Origin of the sequence: Rhodobacter flavimaris, from assembly GCF_021378075.1 — a bacterium.
Lineage (GTDB): Bacteria > Pseudomonadota > Alphaproteobacteria > Rhodobacterales > Rhodobacteraceae > Rhodobacter > Rhodobacter flavimaris.
The window spans coordinates 275706-291025 of the sequence record NZ_JAJUOS010000003.1 but is presented as its reverse complement, the minus strand read 5'-3'; the positions used below and the strand labels follow the sequence as shown (position 1 = coordinate 291025).

At 64.0% G+C, this 15320-nt stretch carries 12 protein-coding genes; 1 reads left to right on the top strand and 11 read right to left on the bottom strand.

Annotation, left to right across the window (positions count from 1 at the left end; translation table 11 throughout):
- Positions 1-3 precede the first annotated feature (3 nt).
- From LZA78_RS06150 to LZA78_RS06100, 11 genes are all read right to left on the bottom strand, one after another.
- Complete coding sequence (locus LZA78_RS06150; RefSeq protein ID WP_233676051.1) at positions 4-810, bottom strand: ABC transporter permease; 807 nt, start codon at positions 808-810, stop codon at positions 4-6.
- Between the two features lies 1 nt (position 811).
- On the bottom strand, positions 812-1678 hold the full coding sequence (locus LZA78_RS06145; RefSeq protein ID WP_233676050.1) for an ABC transporter permease: 867 nt from the start codon (positions 1676-1678) through the stop codon (positions 812-814).
- Positions 1675-2772, bottom strand: coding sequence for an ABC transporter ATP-binding protein (locus LZA78_RS06140; RefSeq protein ID WP_233676049.1), 1098 nt, complete (start codon positions 2770-2772; stop codon positions 1675-1677). Before LZA78_RS06140 ends, LZA78_RS06145 begins: the two co-directional genes overlap by 4 nt.
- A gap of 109 nt (positions 2773-2881) precedes the next feature.
- Positions 2882-3928 (bottom strand): ABC transporter substrate-binding protein, encoded by a 1047-nt coding sequence (locus LZA78_RS06135; protein ID WP_233676048.1) that lies wholly within the window; start codon positions 3926-3928, stop codon positions 2882-2884.
- A 33-nt stretch (positions 3929-3961) separates the two neighbouring features.
- Complete coding sequence (locus LZA78_RS06130; protein WP_233676047.1) at positions 3962-5350, bottom strand: sigma-54 interaction domain-containing protein; 1389 nt, start codon at positions 5348-5350, stop codon at positions 3962-3964.
- Positions 5351-5367: 17 nt separating this feature from the next.
- Positions 5368-6549: a PAS domain-containing protein gene (locus LZA78_RS06125; RefSeq protein ID WP_233676046.1), complete on the bottom strand. Its 1182-nt coding sequence runs from the start codon at positions 6547-6549 to the stop codon at positions 5368-5370.
- A gap of 31 nt (positions 6550-6580) precedes the next feature.
- Positions 6581-8062: a glutamine synthetase family protein gene (locus tag LZA78_RS06120; RefSeq protein ID WP_233676045.1), complete on the bottom strand. Its 1482-nt coding sequence runs from the start codon at positions 8060-8062 to the stop codon at positions 6581-6583.
- Between the two features lie 26 nt (positions 8063-8088).
- Complete coding sequence (locus tag LZA78_RS06115) at positions 8089-9405, bottom strand: type I glutamate--ammonia ligase (RefSeq protein ID WP_233676044.1); 1317 nt, start codon at positions 9403-9405, stop codon at positions 8089-8091.
- Positions 9406-9412: 7 nt separating this feature from the next.
- On the bottom strand, positions 9413-10630 hold the full coding sequence (locus LZA78_RS06110) for an NAD(P)/FAD-dependent oxidoreductase (protein ID WP_233676043.1): 1218 nt from the start codon (positions 10628-10630) through the stop codon (positions 9413-9415).
- Positions 10631-10635: 5 nt separating this feature from the next.
- The gene (locus LZA78_RS06105) at positions 10636-10821 is read right to left on the bottom strand and encodes a ferredoxin (protein ID WP_233676042.1); all 186 of its coding nucleotides are present in this window, start codon (positions 10819-10821) and stop codon (positions 10636-10638) included.
- Between the two features lie 29 nt (positions 10822-10850).
- Positions 10851-12053, bottom strand: a complete 1203-nt coding sequence (locus LZA78_RS06100; RefSeq protein WP_233676041.1) for a cytochrome P450 — start codon at positions 12051-12053, stop codon at positions 10851-10853.
- A gap of 1047 nt (positions 12054-13100) precedes the next feature.
- On the opposite strand from LZA78_RS06100, the gene LZA78_RS17840 reads away from it, so the two are divergent.
- Positions 13101-15275 (top strand): PKD domain-containing protein, encoded by a 2175-nt coding sequence (locus LZA78_RS17840; protein ID WP_233676040.1) that lies wholly within the window; start codon positions 13101-13103, stop codon positions 15273-15275.
- Positions 15276-15320 lie beyond the last annotated feature (45 nt).

The window sequence follows — 15320 nt, the reverse complement described above, 5'->3', positions numbered from 1 at the left end:
GTTCTATTTCTTGCGTTCGCGGGTCGCGACGACCGCAACGATGATGAGGATGAGCGAGAGCAGCACGATGATCGTGCCGACCGCGTTGATCTCGGGCGTCACCCCGCGCCGCATGGTCGAGTAGATGTACATCGGTAGGGTGTTGTCGCGCCCGGTCAGGAAGAAGGTCACCGGGATCTCGTCGAAGCTGAGAACGAAGCTGAGCAGCCCCGCCCCGATGATGGCCGAGCGGATATTGGGCAGCGTGATGTCGACGAAACTGCGCCAGGGGGTTGCGCCCAGGTCGAAGGCCGCTTCCTCAAGCGATTTCGGCAGCCGTTGCAGGCGCGCGTAGACCTGCGTCACCACGACTCCCAGAAGCGCCGTGGCATGGCCGAAGATTACCGTTTCAAGGCTGAGCGGGAAACCCATCAGCTTGAACATGTTCAGCATCGAGATACCGGTCACGATGCCGGGCAGGGTGATCGGTAGCAAGATCAGCCGGCGAAAGATCGACTTGCCGGGGAAGTTGAACTTGTGCAGCACCAGCGCCGCCGGAACGCCCACCAGCAGCGTCAGCACCGTGGCGAATGTGGCCACGTAAAAGCTGTTGCCGATGGCGGCCAGCAGGTCGGTGTTCGACGCGAGCTTGCGATACCACTCGAACGTAAAGCCCGTCATCGGCCAGGTGAGCGAGCGCGAGTCGTTGAACGAAAACGCGATCAGTACCCAGATCGGGATGTAGAGGAAGGCCATCAGCACCGCGACGAAGGTCATGAAGCCGGTATCGGCCCCATAGCGCGCGAACAGGTTGGGGTTCTTGCGTGTCATCTCAGTGGCCTCCCACCATGCCCTTGCGCTCCATCCGGTCGGAGAGCGAAACGATCGTAAGCACCACGACCAGCATTACGATGGCCAGCGCCGAGCCAAGCGGCCAGTTGAGCGCCGCGCCGAACTGCGTGGCGATCACGTTGGCGATCAGGTTGCCGTCCGGCCCGCCCACCAGGAAGGGCGCGATGAAGTCGCCAAACGACAGACAAAAGGTCAGCGTGAAGCCTGCGGCTACCCCGGGCAGCGACAGGGGCAGCGTGACATGCCAGAAGCTGCGCCACGGCCCCATGCCCAGATCGGCCGAGGCCTCGCTCAGGTTCACCGGGATCTTTTCCAGCGCGGTATAGATCGGCATCACCATGAAGGGGATGAAGATATAGGTCAGCGTCACCACCATCGCGAACTGGTTATAAAGGAATATGTCCGAGGGCTGGTCGATGATACCGACCGAGATCAGGAACGAGTTCAGCACCCCCTCGGTCCCGAGGATCGTCTTCCAGATATAGGCGCGCAGCAGGTAGCTGACCCACAGGGGCGCGATTACCGCCATGTAAAGCCAAGTGCGCAGCGCCGCCGAGCGGCAGCGAAACACCAGGTAATAGGCGAAGGGATAGGCCAGCAGGAACGAGGCGATCGACACCAGGATCGAGATCTTCAGCGTCCTCAGAAAGACCTGAAGATACTGCGGATCGGTGAAGATCGTGACGTAATTGCCGAACTGGAAGGCCGGCACGAAGGTCGGGTATTTCTTCAGCCAGAAGGAATAGGTGACGATGATGCCATAGGGCAGCAGCATAAACAGTGCGATCCACAGGACCGGGATGCCCACCACCAGCGCACCGGGAAGATTGCGGCGGATCAGGTTCATGGCGCGACGTTCCCCTCGAAGACGAAGACGTTATGGGGCTCGATCGCGATGCGGGTCGGCGTGCCGATCTCGGGCAGCTTGCTGTGCGACAGCCGGTCGGGCAGCAGCATGTCGGCATAGACGGTCGCCCCGTCGGACAGGGTGACCGCGATGCGCAGCCCAAGGCCGTAATAGATCACCTCGGCGATCTTGCCGGTGATGGTGTTGGCTGCGGTCTCACCCTCGGCCAGGAAGCGCACCTTCTCGGGGCGCAGGCCCACGGTCACGACCTTGCCGGGGGAGTAGCTATGATCGGTCTCTGCCTCGAACATGGCACCGCCGGTGGCCACGGTGACCTTGCCGCCCGTGCATTTCGACACCTTACCGGGCAGGAAGGTCGTCGTGCCGATGAAGTTCGCTACATAGGGGCTGGCCGGGTGATCGTAGAGGTCTTGCGGCTTGCCCTGCTGGGCGATCTTACCGCGCTCCATCACCACCACGCGATCGGACATCACCAGCGCCTCGGTCTGGTCATGGGTTACCATGATGAAGGTGATCCCGACCTTTTCGTGCAGGTGCTTGAGTTCGATCTGCATCTGCTCGCGCAGCTTGGCATCGAGCGCCGAGAGCGGCTCGTCCAGCAGCAGCACCTTGGGGCGACGCACGATGGCGCGGGCCAGCGCGATGCGCTGGCGCTGACCGCCCGAAAGCTGTTGCGGGCGCTGATCGACCTTGTCGTAAAGCCCCACCAGCGAGAGCGCGTCCTTGACGCGATCTGCGACCTCGGCGCGGTTGAGTTTCAGCGTCTTGAGGCCATATGCCACGTTCTGCCCGACGGTCATATGCGGGAAAAGCGCATAGTCCTGAAAGACCATGTTGACCTCGCGCTTGTAGGGCGGATCCCAGGTGACGTCCTTTCCGGCCAGCCGGATCGCGCCGCCGGTCGGCTCCTCAAAGCCGCCGATCATGCGCAGAAGGGTGGATTTCCCGCAGCCCGAGGGGCCAAGCAGGGTCACGAACTCGCCATCCTCGACGGTGACCGAGACGTCATCCACGCCGATGATGGTGGGGCTGTAGTGTTTGGAGATGTTCTCCAGCTCAATAATTGCGGCCATGTCGCCTTGTTCCCTGAATGCTCCAGCAAACGGGGCCCCTCCCTGGCGATCCGCTTGCATGTCGTCGGTTCGGCGCCGCACGGATGCGCGGCGCCGCAAGCGTCTGTTGTTATTGCGCCTTCACGGCGTTCCAGGCGTTCGTATAGGTCTCGAACCGGTCGCCAAGCGGGGTCCAGATCAGCAGGCTGTCCAGATAGGTCGGATCGTCCTGGTGCAGGGCGGCGAACTGCTCGGGCGTCATGCAGCTTTTCGCGGCCGAGGCATTGGCCGCCGAATAGCCGTTCACATTGGCCACGCCGCACTGGCCCAACTCGCTCAGCTGCATGTTAAGGAACTTGTAGGCGCATTCCTTGTTCGGCGTGTCCTTGACAACCATCCAGCTGTCAAGCCAGCCCTCGGCGCCCTCGGTCGGGATGAACTCGGTGACCTTGACGCCCTCGGCGGCCAGCAGCGAGGACTGGTAGCCGGCCCAAGTGTTCGAGATCACCACCTCACCTGCCTTGTAGAGATCGACCAGCTCGCCCGCCGTCGCCCAGTATTTGCGGATCAGCGGCTTTTGTTCGACCAGCGCGGCCTGCGCGGCGGCGATCTGCTCGTCGCTCAGATTGTAGATGTCCATGTCGCCATTCTTGCGCGCGGCAACATAGATCGCGCTCTTGTCGTCCCAAAGCGAGATCTTGCCCTTCAGATCCTCGCGCCACAGGTCGCTGATCGAGGTGGGCGGCGTGGTGAAGGCGTCGTCGCGATACATGAAGGCGATGGCGCCCCAGCTATAGGGCATCCCGTAATATTCGCCATCTTTCTGGATGCCGTCGAGCGCAAGGAACTTGGGGTAGATGTCGTTCCAGCCCTCGATCATCGCCGTGTCGAGCGGCTCGACGAAATCGAGGTCGATCATCAGCTTGGTGGTGTCGATCGAGGGGGTGATGAGGTCATAAACCCCGCCGCCCGCCATCATCTTCGGCGCGAAGTCGTCGTTCGAGCCGACATAGGTCGCGTTGACCTTGCAGCCCGACTGCTCCTCGAAGGTCGAGATGAAGGAGGGGTCGGCATAGCCTTCCCAGGTCAGCACGTTGATCGATCCTTCGGCTAGCACGGGGGCCGCCCCGAGAAGCAGTGCGCCGAGAGCGGTGGTCGTCAGAATGGTCTTTCGCATTGCGTTGTCTCTCCTGTTGGTTCGCTTGGCCTGTTAGGGCTCTTTTCGGGTTTTTCGTGAGATGGTGCCGATATCGACACCAAGCGCGGCAGCGGCTTTGCGCTTGCTGCCGTGGATACGGATCGCCTCTTCGATGATCCGCAATTCGTATTCCGCGAGGGCTTCTCGCAGGCCCCGGCCATCTGCTGCGGCCTCTTCGGGCGCTGCGGCCGGGGTCGCATCGTCGCGCTCCGGGCGGCCATCAAGGCGCACGGCCATGAGGCGGCGGGGCAGTTCCTCTTCGTCATCGCCCAGGACCGAGATCTGCTGCATAAGGTTCCAAAGCTCGCGGATATTGCCCGGGTAGCGATAGGCCCTCAGGCGCGTGCGCAGATCGTCGCTCAGCACCAAGGGCACTGATCGGCGCTGGTTGATCGCGACCAGAAAGCGGTCGATCAGGTGATCGAGCAATTCGGGCACATCGCGCAGCGGCTTCATCGGCATGTTCACCACCGCAAGCCGGTAATAGAGGTCTGCACGGAAGCGGCGTTCCTCGGCCATTTCCAGCAGGTCGCGGTTGGTGGCCGAGATGACGCGCACATTGACACGCCGGGGGCGGGTTCCGCCGATGCGCAGGATGGTGCCCTCTTCGAGGAACGAGAGCAGCTTGGCCTGCAAGGGCAGGGGGATCTCGCCGATCTCGTCAAGGAAAAGCGTGCCGCCTTCGGCCGCCTCGATCAGGCCCTTCTTGCCCTCGGTCGAGGCGCCGGTGAAGGCGCCCTTCTCATAGCCGAACAGCTCGGACTCAAAGAGGCTTTCAGGGATGGCGGCACAGTTCACGGCGATGAACGGGTCGGCGCCATTGGCCACGAAGGAATGCAGGTGGCGGGCGATCTCGGTTTTGCCGACGCCGGATTCGCCGGTGATGATGACCCGCGCGCCCTGCAAAAGCGCCCGCTCGCCGCGCGACATCATCCGGTCGAGCCAGGGCGAGATCGCGCGCTGACGCGCGAAATCCGGGCGCAGGCGGCGCTCGGTCCCGCTGTTGAAGGCCACCGCGTCGCGGTTGCCCGAGGCCTGACGGCGTGCGTGGTCCAGCACCGCCAGATCGCGCAGGGTAATCACATGGCCCGACTCTGGGCCCATGGCCGAAATCCGGCGCAGTGTGACGAAGACCGCGCCCACGGCCTCGCCGCGCAGCATCAGGTTGCCAGTGCGCCCGGCCTCCAGCATCTCGGCCAGCAATGCCCAGTTCATGGAGGAGGCCGCGTTGAACTCGGCAAAGCTCATGCCCGCCATTTGCGCGGGGTTGATCCCAGCGATGGCGCCCGCGTCGCGGTTGGCAAAGGTGATGCGCTGGTCCGGGTCCAGCACGATAAGCCCGTCGGCAAGGGCGTCGAGGGCCTCGGTCAGGCCGGGCAGGTCGGGGTTGTCACGGGTCATGGCGCGCATTCCCATCCCTAACCCCCGACCCTGATACGGTCGGGCCCTTCGCCCACGGTCACCGGCCCAAGGCGCGTGCGCAGGCACAGCACGAGGTATTCGGCGTCGCGCAACTGCACGAGGCGGGCAGTCAGATCGGCGCGCGCCCGGCGCTCGGGGTTGAGCACACGGGCCGGATAGACGCGGCTTGGGTGGCCGGGTTTGCGGTTGGCGGCGGCGGCGAACAACTCGGGCAGGGGCAGGGGCAGTTCGATCAGGTCGGTGAAGGCGCGGCCCGGCAGTTCCTCGGGCGAGAGGTCCAGCAGTTCCTCGGCGGCGCTGTTGATACGCAGCAGGTGACCGTCGCGGTCGGTGATCACAAGCGCGTCGGGCAGCGCGCCCAGGATGGCCTCGAGCGCGTCGATCTCCTCGCGCAGAACGGCGGCGCGGCGGGCGTGTTTCGAGACATCACGAACCGTGCCCCACATCCGGTAGAGCAGGTTGCCCCGGATATGGCCGCGCACGTCATTCTCGACCTCGATATAGACGCCATCATAGCGCAGATCGCGCGAGGGCGAGGCGTTGACGTCGAAACTGGCGCGCACGAGGCGGCGGATGAAGGCCTCGTTCTCGGGGCTGCGGGGGAAGGTTTCATGCACCGGCAGGGCGTTGAAATCCTTGCCCTCGGGGGTGCGGTAAAGGCGCGCCATCGCATCGTTACAAAACCGCCAGCGCGGGCCGTTCTCGAAGACCTGACGGATGATTTCCTGCTCGGGGGCGGAAAGGTCCACGGGCTCGGCCCACTCCATGCACCAGCCCGCATCGTCCGAGGTTTCAAGGATCGAGGATAGCACCTCTTTCTCTTCGCTGAGCCGCGCGAGGTCATCAAGCGTGCCCCCGCGCGGCCATTTGACAAGGCGCAGGCAGGCGCCCGCGACCGGATCGACCAGCCGCATCGCGATCGCCGTCACCGGCACCAGCGCGCCCGAGCCCTGACGCAGTTCGAGCGCCACGACATGCGGCCCCGCCGAGGCCGCGGCGAACAGCTCTTCGATCCGTTCGCGCGCGGCCAGCGGGTAGATCGCGGACCACGGCGCATCGACCACCTGATCCTCGGGCAAGCCAAGGCACCCGAGCTCGGCCGCGCCGACCGACACGATGCGCCCGTCGCGGCTGAGAATGTCCACCATTTCGATCTCGGGTGTGGCTTTGTCGATCATACGTTCGCGCTCCTGATTGGGGTGGCTCCGATTACGGCACGCAATGGAGGTAGCGTTCCACATCCCAATTGGTGACCTCGCGCAGGAAGCGTGTCCACTCGTCTTGCTTGTATTCGTCGAAGACGTTGTAGAGCCTGCCCGGAAGTGCCGACCGGATGACCTCGTCCTTTTCCAAAGCGGTCAGTGCATCGCGCAAATTGAGCGGGATGAGTTTGACCGGCTCGCCCTTCTGCCAGACCTCGGTGACATTGCGCGACTCGGGTGCGCCGGGGTCGATCTTGTTGCGGATGCCGTCATCCATCGCCTTCAGGAGCGCGCCGCAGAACAGGTGCGGGTTGACCATGCTGTCCACCGCGCGGAACTCGAACCGGTCGGGCGACGAGATGCGGATCGTGCAGGAGCGGTTCTGCAAGCCCCAGTTCGCCCCGATCGGCGCCCAAAGTCCGTAGTCGTTGAAGCGGCGATACGAGTTGACCGTCGAGGCGCCAAGGCAGGTCAGCGCGTCGATATGCTTGAGCGAGCCGCCCAGAACGTGATGCCCAAGTTCGGTCGGCAGCCAGCCGCCTTCCTTGTTCTCGAACTCGTTTACGCCGCCCTTCGAGTAGTGCCACAGCTCTTCCATGCCGGGCAGTTCGCCCGGGATGATCTGCTGCAATTCACGCGAACCACCCGTCCAGACCGAGCAGTTATGGTGGCAGCCATTCGCGGCGTACCCCATGAAGGGCTTGGCCATGAAGCACGCAATCAACCCGCGCTGGCGCGCCACTTCGGCGCAGATCTGGCGGTAGGTCGTCATCCGGTCGCAGGTCGGCAGGGCGTCGTCGAACTGGTAGTTCAGCTCGATCTGGCCCGGTGCGTCCTCGCAATCGCCCTGGATCATGTCGAGACCCATGGCGCGGGCATAATCCGAGACCTGCATCCAGATGTCGCGCGCGCTTTCGAACTGGCCGATGTGATAGGCCAGCGCCTCCGTCACGCCCTCATAGGGGCGTACCTCGCCCGCCTTGGGCTTAAGCCAGAGCATCTCGGGCTCAAGGCCCACGCGCAGGTGCAGCCCGTTATGCGCCTCGCGGAACTCGCGGTCAAAGCGCTTGAGGTTCCCGCGGGTGTCGTACTCGTAGTATTGGCCCGGGAAATTCGGGTCTTCGAGGCTGTAGAACAGCGTGCAGAAGACACGGGCCACGCGCTTGTCCCAAGGAAGCTGGCAGAAGGTGTCGGGATCGGGCAGGGCGATGCATTCCATCGCGTTGCTGTCAAAACCGATCAGGTTGCCCTTGAAGTCGGGCAACACGTTGGTCACGCCGCCCATCCAGGTCTGAACACCCTTGCGGGCCTGGGTCTCCCAATGGCGGGCGGGCGCGGCCTTGCCCATGACGCGACCGGTGATCGAGACGTATTGGTAGTAGATGTAATCCACCCCAAGCGCGTCGATCTTGCGGCGCGCGCGCTCGACCATCTCGGCGCGGCCGGGGGCGTCAAGTTCGCGGTGGTAGTCGGTATCGGTGGTGCTCATTTACGTCTCCCTGTTATTCTGTCTGCTCAGCCTTCGAGGTAGCGGGCGCGCTCTTCCGCGCTGACCGCCTTGGAGAGGCTGGCGTATTCGGCGCGGCAGGCTGCCGCGAAATTCCTGGTGAAGGCGGCCCCGAAAATCCGGGCGGCATCGGCGCTGGCCTCCAGGCGGTCGGCGGCCTCGGCCAGATCACGCGGGAAGCGCGCGGCGCCCTCGGGCACGAAATCGGGGTGTGCGGCGGTGGTCGGGGCAGGGGTGGCCAGCTTGCGTTCGATCCCGTCGAGGCCTGCCCCCAACATCAGCGCGAGCGTGAGGTAAGGGTTGCAATCGGCAGGCGGGACGCGGAATTCGAGCCGTGCGCGATCGCCTGCGTGGGGGGCCGAGCGGACCGCGACGGTGAAGGGATATTCCGCCCAGGTCAGCGATTTCGGCGCCCAGGAGCCCGGCGCAAGGCGGCGATAGGCATTGACCGTCGAGGTGCACATGGCAAAGGCCTCTGGCACGATCTGCATCATTCCCGCGATGAACGACCCGGCCAGCGCCGAGGTCTTGCCCTCGGGGTCCGAGAACAGGTTCTTGCCGGTCGCCTTGTCGCGCAGCGAAACGGTGCAATGCCCGCCGATGCCGGGATATTCCGCGCCCAGATAGGGCATGAAGCTGGCGGTCTTTCCGTGCTTGCGGGCGTAAGAGCGCGCAGCCATCCGGAAGAAGGCCGCATCATCCGCCGCGCGCAGCCCCTCGGTCGCGCCAAGCGTGGCCTCAAGGCAGCCCGGCCCAAGCTCGACGCCAAGCCCGTAAAGGTTTACATCATGGCCAAGGATTTCTGCCTCCATCCCGGCGATGAAACCGGCATGGGTATTGGCGGTCGCGCCGGACCAGCATTTGTTATCCGGGGCAAATTTCGCGAGGCCCTCGAACCCCTTGTCGCGCACCGAGGTGTCGGATTCATCAAGCACGATCAATTCGAACTCGAAGGCCGCATCGACGCTGAAACCCATAGTGGAGGCGCGCTCGATCTGGCGGCGCAGCAACTGGCGGGGCATCAGTTCTTTCGCCTCGCCCGACAGTTCGGCGATCATGGTGACCGCGCCCGGTTCGGTTGGGTTGCGCCGGATCGAGGCGGGGTCGATCTCGACCGTCTCGGTGTAATAGGACGTCCCGCCAAAGAGGTTGTCGGCGCTGTCCCAATAGGCCAGCACGTTGGCGAAACGCGCGTCGGTCGCCCATTCAAGGAACTGGGTGCGCCGCAGGCGGCGTTCGCGAAACACGCTGGCGTAGTCGAACTGGCCGACATGAACGATCTCGGCGTCGAACTGTTCGAGGGCAGTGGTCAGGGGGTTGCTCATCATATCCTCAGGCGGTGACAGGGGCACAGAGCGCGTCCATCAGACGTGCGCGGTATCGGGCGATAAGGGCGGGCGGGGCGCCAAGGCCGATGACCCCCACGAGGTGATCGCCCCTTGCATATTCGACGACGATGGGGGCCACCCCGATCTGGGTCAGGTCTCCCTCGACGACGGTCTGCGTCTCGGCCAGGGCGGGGGCGCCGAAGGCCTGCACCCGCATCCCGTATTGGTCCGACCAAAAGCTGGGCATCGGCGCGAAATCGGGCGCGGGGGCTCCGCCCGAGACGCGCGCCGCGATGGTTGCGGCGGCGCGCTTGGCGGTCTGGCCCGGCACGCACCAATGCTCGACCCGCCGGGGCAGGTCGTCAAAAAGCGGGTTGGCAAAGCGGGCAAGATCGCCCACGGCCAGCAGGTTCTGCGCGCCTATCGCCTGCATGCGGTCATCAACCAGCACGCCGTCGCTCAGATCGGCGCCGCTGGCGGCGAGCCATTCGGTATTGGGGCGCGAGCCGAGCGCCTCGACGATCACATCGGCCTCAAGCGCCTTGCCGTCATCAAGGATTACCCGCTCGGCCTCAAACGTCTCGACCGAGCGCCCGGTAAGCAGCGTCACGCCATGGCGGCGATGCAAGGCCGCCATGGCTGCCGCAACACGGTGCCCAAGCGCGCGCAGCATCGGCTGCGGGGCGGGCTCGACCACGGTGACATGCAGGCCCAGTTTGCGCGCGGTCGCGGCGATCTCACAGCCGATAAAGCCCGCGCCGATCACCACCATCTGCGCGCCCGGCCGCATTGCTTGGGCCAAGGCCTCGGCATCGTCGAAGCTGCGCAGGACGTGCCGGCGGTCTGCCGCGCCCTGCATCGGCATGCGACGGGGCCGGATGCCGGTAGCCGCCACCACGAAGTCCGAGCGGAGCAGCGCGCCATCTTCCAGTCGCACATTGCCACTCTCGATCCCCGCAGCCGCAACGCCAAGGCGCATCTCGATCTGCCCGGGCATGATCTTGGAACGCAGCAGGAGCTTTTCGAACACCTCGGCGCGCGGCGCCTGGCCGCCTGCAAGGGCCTCCATGCTGTCTTTTGACAGTGGCGGGCGGTTGTAGGGGGCGTGCGGCTCGTCGCCGACCAGCATGATGCGGGCCTGCGGCAACTCCGCCAGCACCGCTTCGGCCGTGCGCAGGCCCGCAAGCGACGCCCCGACGATGGTGATCCGAGGGTCCGCCATCGCGCTCAGCCGAGGATGATTGCTTGCTCGGGGCAGGCGTCCGAGGCTGCTTCGGCATCGGCCACTTGGCTGTCATCGATCTCGGTGACCCAGACCAGGCCACCCGCGTCATCGAAGGAAAAGACTTCGGGTGCTGCGATCACGCATTGGCCGTGAAGCAGGCAGATCGACATATCGACGTGAACTTTCATCTTGGTATCCTTGATGTTTTTCTTGGATTTCAGGCGGCGTCGAAGGCGATCGGCATCTTGATCGCGCCGGTGTTGCCGCTGTCGGGCAGCCACTCGACCTCGCCGTTGAAGCGCGGGTTCTTGAGGCGCTGCGCGAGCAGTTTCAGCGCCTCGGTCATGTCGCCGCGGGCAATGAAATGGCCCAGGCAGTGATGCGTGCCGCCACCAAAGCCGAAATGCGGCTTGCGCTCGGCGGTGATGTCGAAGCCCGGGTTGGGGAAGATCTTGGGGTCGGAGGTGGCCGATTGCGAGAACAGGTGAACCGTGGTGCCCTTGGCGATCGGCGTGTCGTTGTAGGTGAAGTCCTCGACCGCCTCGCGCGTGACCCAGGTCACGGTCGGGCGCACGCGCATCACCTCTTCCACCGCCGCGCGGGCAAGCTCGGGTTGCTCGCCCAGAAGTTTCCACTGCTCGGGGTTCTCGATGAAGGTGGCCATCGCAAGGCCGATCTGGTTGCGGGTGGTGTCGATGCCGCCAAAGATCGCCAGCACGATCATGTCGAGCAGTTCCTGATCGGAAAGCTGCGCCTTGTCCTCGTTGGCTTTGATAAGCATCCCGATGAAGTCCTCGGTCGGCGCTGCGCGGCGAGTTTCCACGAGGTCTTCGGCGAATGCGAAAATGCGCTTGGTGGCGGCCTCGATCGTGGGCAGGTCCTGCTTGAAGGTCACACCGAGCGCTAGGCCCATCTCGGCGGCGATGTCCGCCAGTTCGCGCCAACGCTCGAACGGAAGCCCCAGTAGGTCGCATATGACGCCGGTTGCGTAGGGTTCGGTAAAGTCGGCGATGAAGTCGCACTCGCCCTTGTCGGCGAACTTGTCGATCAGCTGGTTGGCCAGCGCCTGAAACTTGGGGATCAGAGAGCCGATGAGCTTGGGCGAGAAGGCCGGGTTGGCCATGCGGCGGAGACGGGCATGGGTGTCGCCCTCCTGGCTGAGCAGCATCGCCTCCCACCAGCGGGCAAAGACGCCGGTGACGCCGTTATGGGCCGGCCAGCGATACGAGCCCTGCCGCAGTTTCGGGTGACGCAGCAGCTTTTGCACATCGTCATAGCGCAGCACCGCAAGGCCATAGGGCGTGCGGGCGCACCATGATGCGTCGCGGGCGTCCAGAACGGCTTGTGAGCGGATCGAAAAGGCGGGATTGGCGACATCCAGAAAGGGCAGAGTGTCGGCGGTGTCGGCGTCTTGCATCATTGGCGTGGCTCCGTGTCATGGGTCGCGTCGATGCAAGATGTAGATGCAAGGTGAGTTCCAAAAATTGAAAAAATTTGTAAGTGTTTAATAGTAAACAATAATGAAATATTTATATGCGTAGATGGTCTATGATCGCGTTGGCTGCTCTGTCAGTGGCGGCCTGCGATGCTGCGCTCTTGCAGCGCTGATGCGTGTTCGCATCGCGAAGGCTTGGTGGCTGTTGACGGGGTTCAGCAAGGTCGGTCCTTTGAAGGAAAATGCGGCCCGCAGGCTTTCACGGCAGCTGCTTTCTGTCGTGATGCCGTTAGGTCGGAGCGTGCTGAGGATCGGTTGGGCAGGGTTGGTTCGGCCGAGGCGTTTGAGCGCCAACACCCCCCTTGAATGGCCTTCCTTCGTGGCGGCGCTGTCTCACTCGCAAGGCTCGAGTGGCGCCAAGCAACGAGTCATTGCGTTAATAATTTGTTAACCATTTACTCTGCCAAGCCGAATTGTTCGGCCTGAGGTTCAGGGCATATGAATTTTAAGTGGATTATTGGTGACTCTGCGTCGAGAGATAACCTGCTGCATATGGCGCGTCGGGCGGTTCCCATTGTCGCGGGGCTTGCCTTTGCATTGGGCTATGCCGGCGCGGCATTGGCCGAATGTACGGTCAGCAGCAAGTCGCTTACGATCAGTACGCCCAGCGGTAACGAATACCCCTATGCTGGGGGCAGCCCGTCGATACCGCTCGAATTCGCTATGGCATATCAGGTGAAATCCGATGGGAGTGGACCCGGCGGTAAGTGCCCAACCCCGATCACGATCAATATTCAAACCAGCAGTACGCCGAGCGTTCTGCCCGCCCCGACTTGTTCAGTGAACCTCACTGTCCCCAATGGACATAACGGCGTGCTGAACGCAACCTGTACGACGGCTTGGACGGCGCCTGCTAGTCCGGATGCATCCTATCAGATCCAGGCCGCAGCGACGGTATCCGCAAGCGGTCTATTTTCGATTCCCTCGGCGGTTGCTCCGGTAACGCTCACGCGTGCCGCTGCGCCTCCCCCTGTGAACACGGCGCCGACGGCGAATGCGGGGACCGATTTCTCGGTGGCCTCGGGCGCTTCGAGCGGCTTGAACGGCAGCGGTTCGAGCGACCCCGAGGATGACACGCTGAGCTACAGCTGGACACAGACGAGCGGCACGAGTGTCAGTCTGAGCGGCGCGACTACGGCGACGCCGAGCTTCACGGCGCCGACGCTTCTGTGGTCGGACAGCCCCGCGACGCTGGTGTTCAAACTGACGGTGAGCGATGGCGAGTTTTCGTCCGAGGCGAGCGTGACGGTGACGGTGAACCCGCCGGCGCGTCCGAACACGGCGCCGACGGCGGATGCGGGGACCGATTTCTCGGTGGCCTCGGGCGCTTCGAGCGGCTTGAACGGCAGCGGTTCGAGCGACCCCGAGGATGACACGCTGAGCTACAGCTGGACACAGACGAGCGGCACGACCGTCAGTCTGAGCGGCGCGACTACGGCGACGCCGAGCTTCACGGCGCCGACGCTTCTGTGGTCGGACAGCCCCGCGACGCTGGTGTTCAAACTGACGGTGAGCGATGGCGAGTTTTCGTCCGAGGCGAGTGTGACGGTGACGGTGAACCCTCCCGCGAACACGGTTCCCACAGCCAGCGCGGGGACGAGCCAGTCGGTCGCTTCGGGGGCTTCGGTCAACCTGAGTGGCGGGGGGAGCGATCCTGACGTCGGCCAAACGCTGAGCTATACGTGGACGCAGGCGAGCGGGACGACGGTCAGCCTGAGCGGTGCGGACACGACGACGCCGAGCTTCACGGCGCCGGTTCTGATGTGGTCCGACAGCGCCGAGGATCTGGTGTTCGAACTGGTTGTCTACGATGGCTACGCCTACTCGACGGCGTCGAGCGTGACGGTGACGGTCAATCCGCCCGCGAACACAGCGCCGACGGCGAATGCGGGGGATGACCAGTTTGTGGAGTCGGGCGCAGGTGTTCTGCTCGACGGCAGGGGCTCCAGCGATCCCGAGAACGATCCGCTGAGTTATGCCTGGACCCAGACCGGAGGGCCGACGGTCACGCTCAGCTCGGCCTCCACCGCACAGCCCGGCTTTACCGCGCCGGATGTCGCGATGAACGATCCGGTGGCGGAGCTGACCTTTCAGTTGATCGTCTCGGATGATCAGGGCAATGACTCGGCGCCCGATACCGTGGTGATTACCGTAGCCCCGGCCAAGTTCGACGATGGCATCGCCCAACAGGCCTTCGGCGAGGCGACCGAGCAGTTCATCGAGCGGCGCATCGAACGCCTCATGGCGAACGAGCCGAGCGCCTACCTGCTCGATCGTCGGCGCAATGCCGAGAACAATCCGCGCTTCTCGATCACGCCGTCGGAAACCTCTGGCGTCCGGTTCAGCGCCAGCAACGTCTCGGAAGATCGCGACTGGTATGTCTGGAGCGAAGGTATCTGGTCGGTCTACGAGGATGAAAGCGGCAGCTATGGCACGCGTGATGGCGAATTCGGCCTGATCTCCTTCGGTGCGGACTTCCTGGCGAGCGAGCGGCTGTCGCTTGGCCTTATGGCGCAGTTCGACAGCTCGGATGAGACCGCAGCCGATGCGTTCGACATCTCGGGCAAGGGCTGGCTGTTCGGCCCCTATCTCTCGACCGAATTGTCGCGCAACCTGTTCATGAGCGCGCGCCTTTCCTGGGGGCAATCGTCCAACGACGCGGCGCTTGATGTGTTCGGTCAGGGCGACATCTACACGGGCGAGTTCGATACCTCGCGCTTCTACTCGACCGTGTCGCTTTACGGGAAGTATCAGGCCGGTGAAGCCGTGCTGACGCCTCTGCTCAAGCTGCAGCACCTGCGGGAATCGATGGATGCCTTTAGCATCAGCGGCCCGGAGGGTGCGACCGAGGTTCCGAACGGTGTGAGCAAGCGCACGCGCCTATCGGCTTCGACCGAGTGGGAATACCCGATCTCGCAAACCGGGTCCGGGTGGGCGGTTTTCGTCGAGCCCGAGTTGAACTGGACGCGCACCACCTCGACCTCTTCTGAGGATCGCAACGAAGTGGCGGGCGCTGTCGAGATCGGCGCGCGCACGCTGCCGGGTGCGGATTGGAGTGGCGAGGTCTCGCTGCGCTATGACGGCTTTGGCGGAGACGATACGCTTGAGGCAATGACGCTGCGTTCGCTTCTGCAACTGCGGTTCTGATCGATCTGTGCTCCCGAAGCCGCGCGTCGGCTGCGGGAGCCGACG

Coding starts and splice junctions, on each gene's coding strand:
- LZA78_RS06110 (WP_233676043.1), bottom strand. CDS start 10,630: ATGGCGGACCCTCGGATCACCATCGTCGGGGCGTCGCTTGCGGGCCTG.
- LZA78_RS06135 (WP_233676048.1), bottom strand. CDS start 3,928: ATGCGAAAGACCATTCTGACGACCACCGCTCTCGGCGCACTGCTTCTC.
- LZA78_RS06120 (WP_233676045.1), bottom strand. CDS start 8,062: ATGAGCACCACCGATACCGACTACCACCGCGAACTTGACGCCCCCGGC.
- LZA78_RS06140 (WP_233676049.1), bottom strand. CDS start 2,772: ATGGCCGCAATTATTGAGCTGGAGAACATCTCCAAACACTACAGCCCC.
- LZA78_RS06130 (WP_233676047.1), bottom strand. CDS start 5,350: ATGACCCGTGACAACCCCGACCTGCCCGGCCTGACCGAGGCCCTCGAC.
- LZA78_RS06125 (WP_233676046.1), bottom strand. CDS start 6,549: ATGATCGACAAAGCCACACCCGAGATCGAAATGGTGGACATTCTCAGC.
- LZA78_RS06150 (WP_233676051.1), bottom strand. CDS start 810: ATGACACGCAAGAACCCCAACCTGTTCGCGCGCTATGGGGCCGATACC.
- LZA78_RS06105 (WP_233676042.1), bottom strand. CDS start 10,821: ATGAAAGTTCACGTCGATATGTCGATCTGCCTGCTTCACGGCCAATGC.
- LZA78_RS06100 (WP_233676041.1), bottom strand. CDS start 12,053: ATGATGCAAGACGCCGACACCGCCGACACTCTGCCCTTTCTGGATGTC.
- LZA78_RS06115 (WP_233676044.1), bottom strand. CDS start 9,405: ATGAGCAACCCCCTGACCACTGCCCTCGAACAGTTCGACGCCGAGATC.
- LZA78_RS06145 (WP_233676050.1), bottom strand. CDS start 1,678: ATGAACCTGATCCGCCGCAATCTTCCCGGTGCGCTGGTGGTGGGCATC.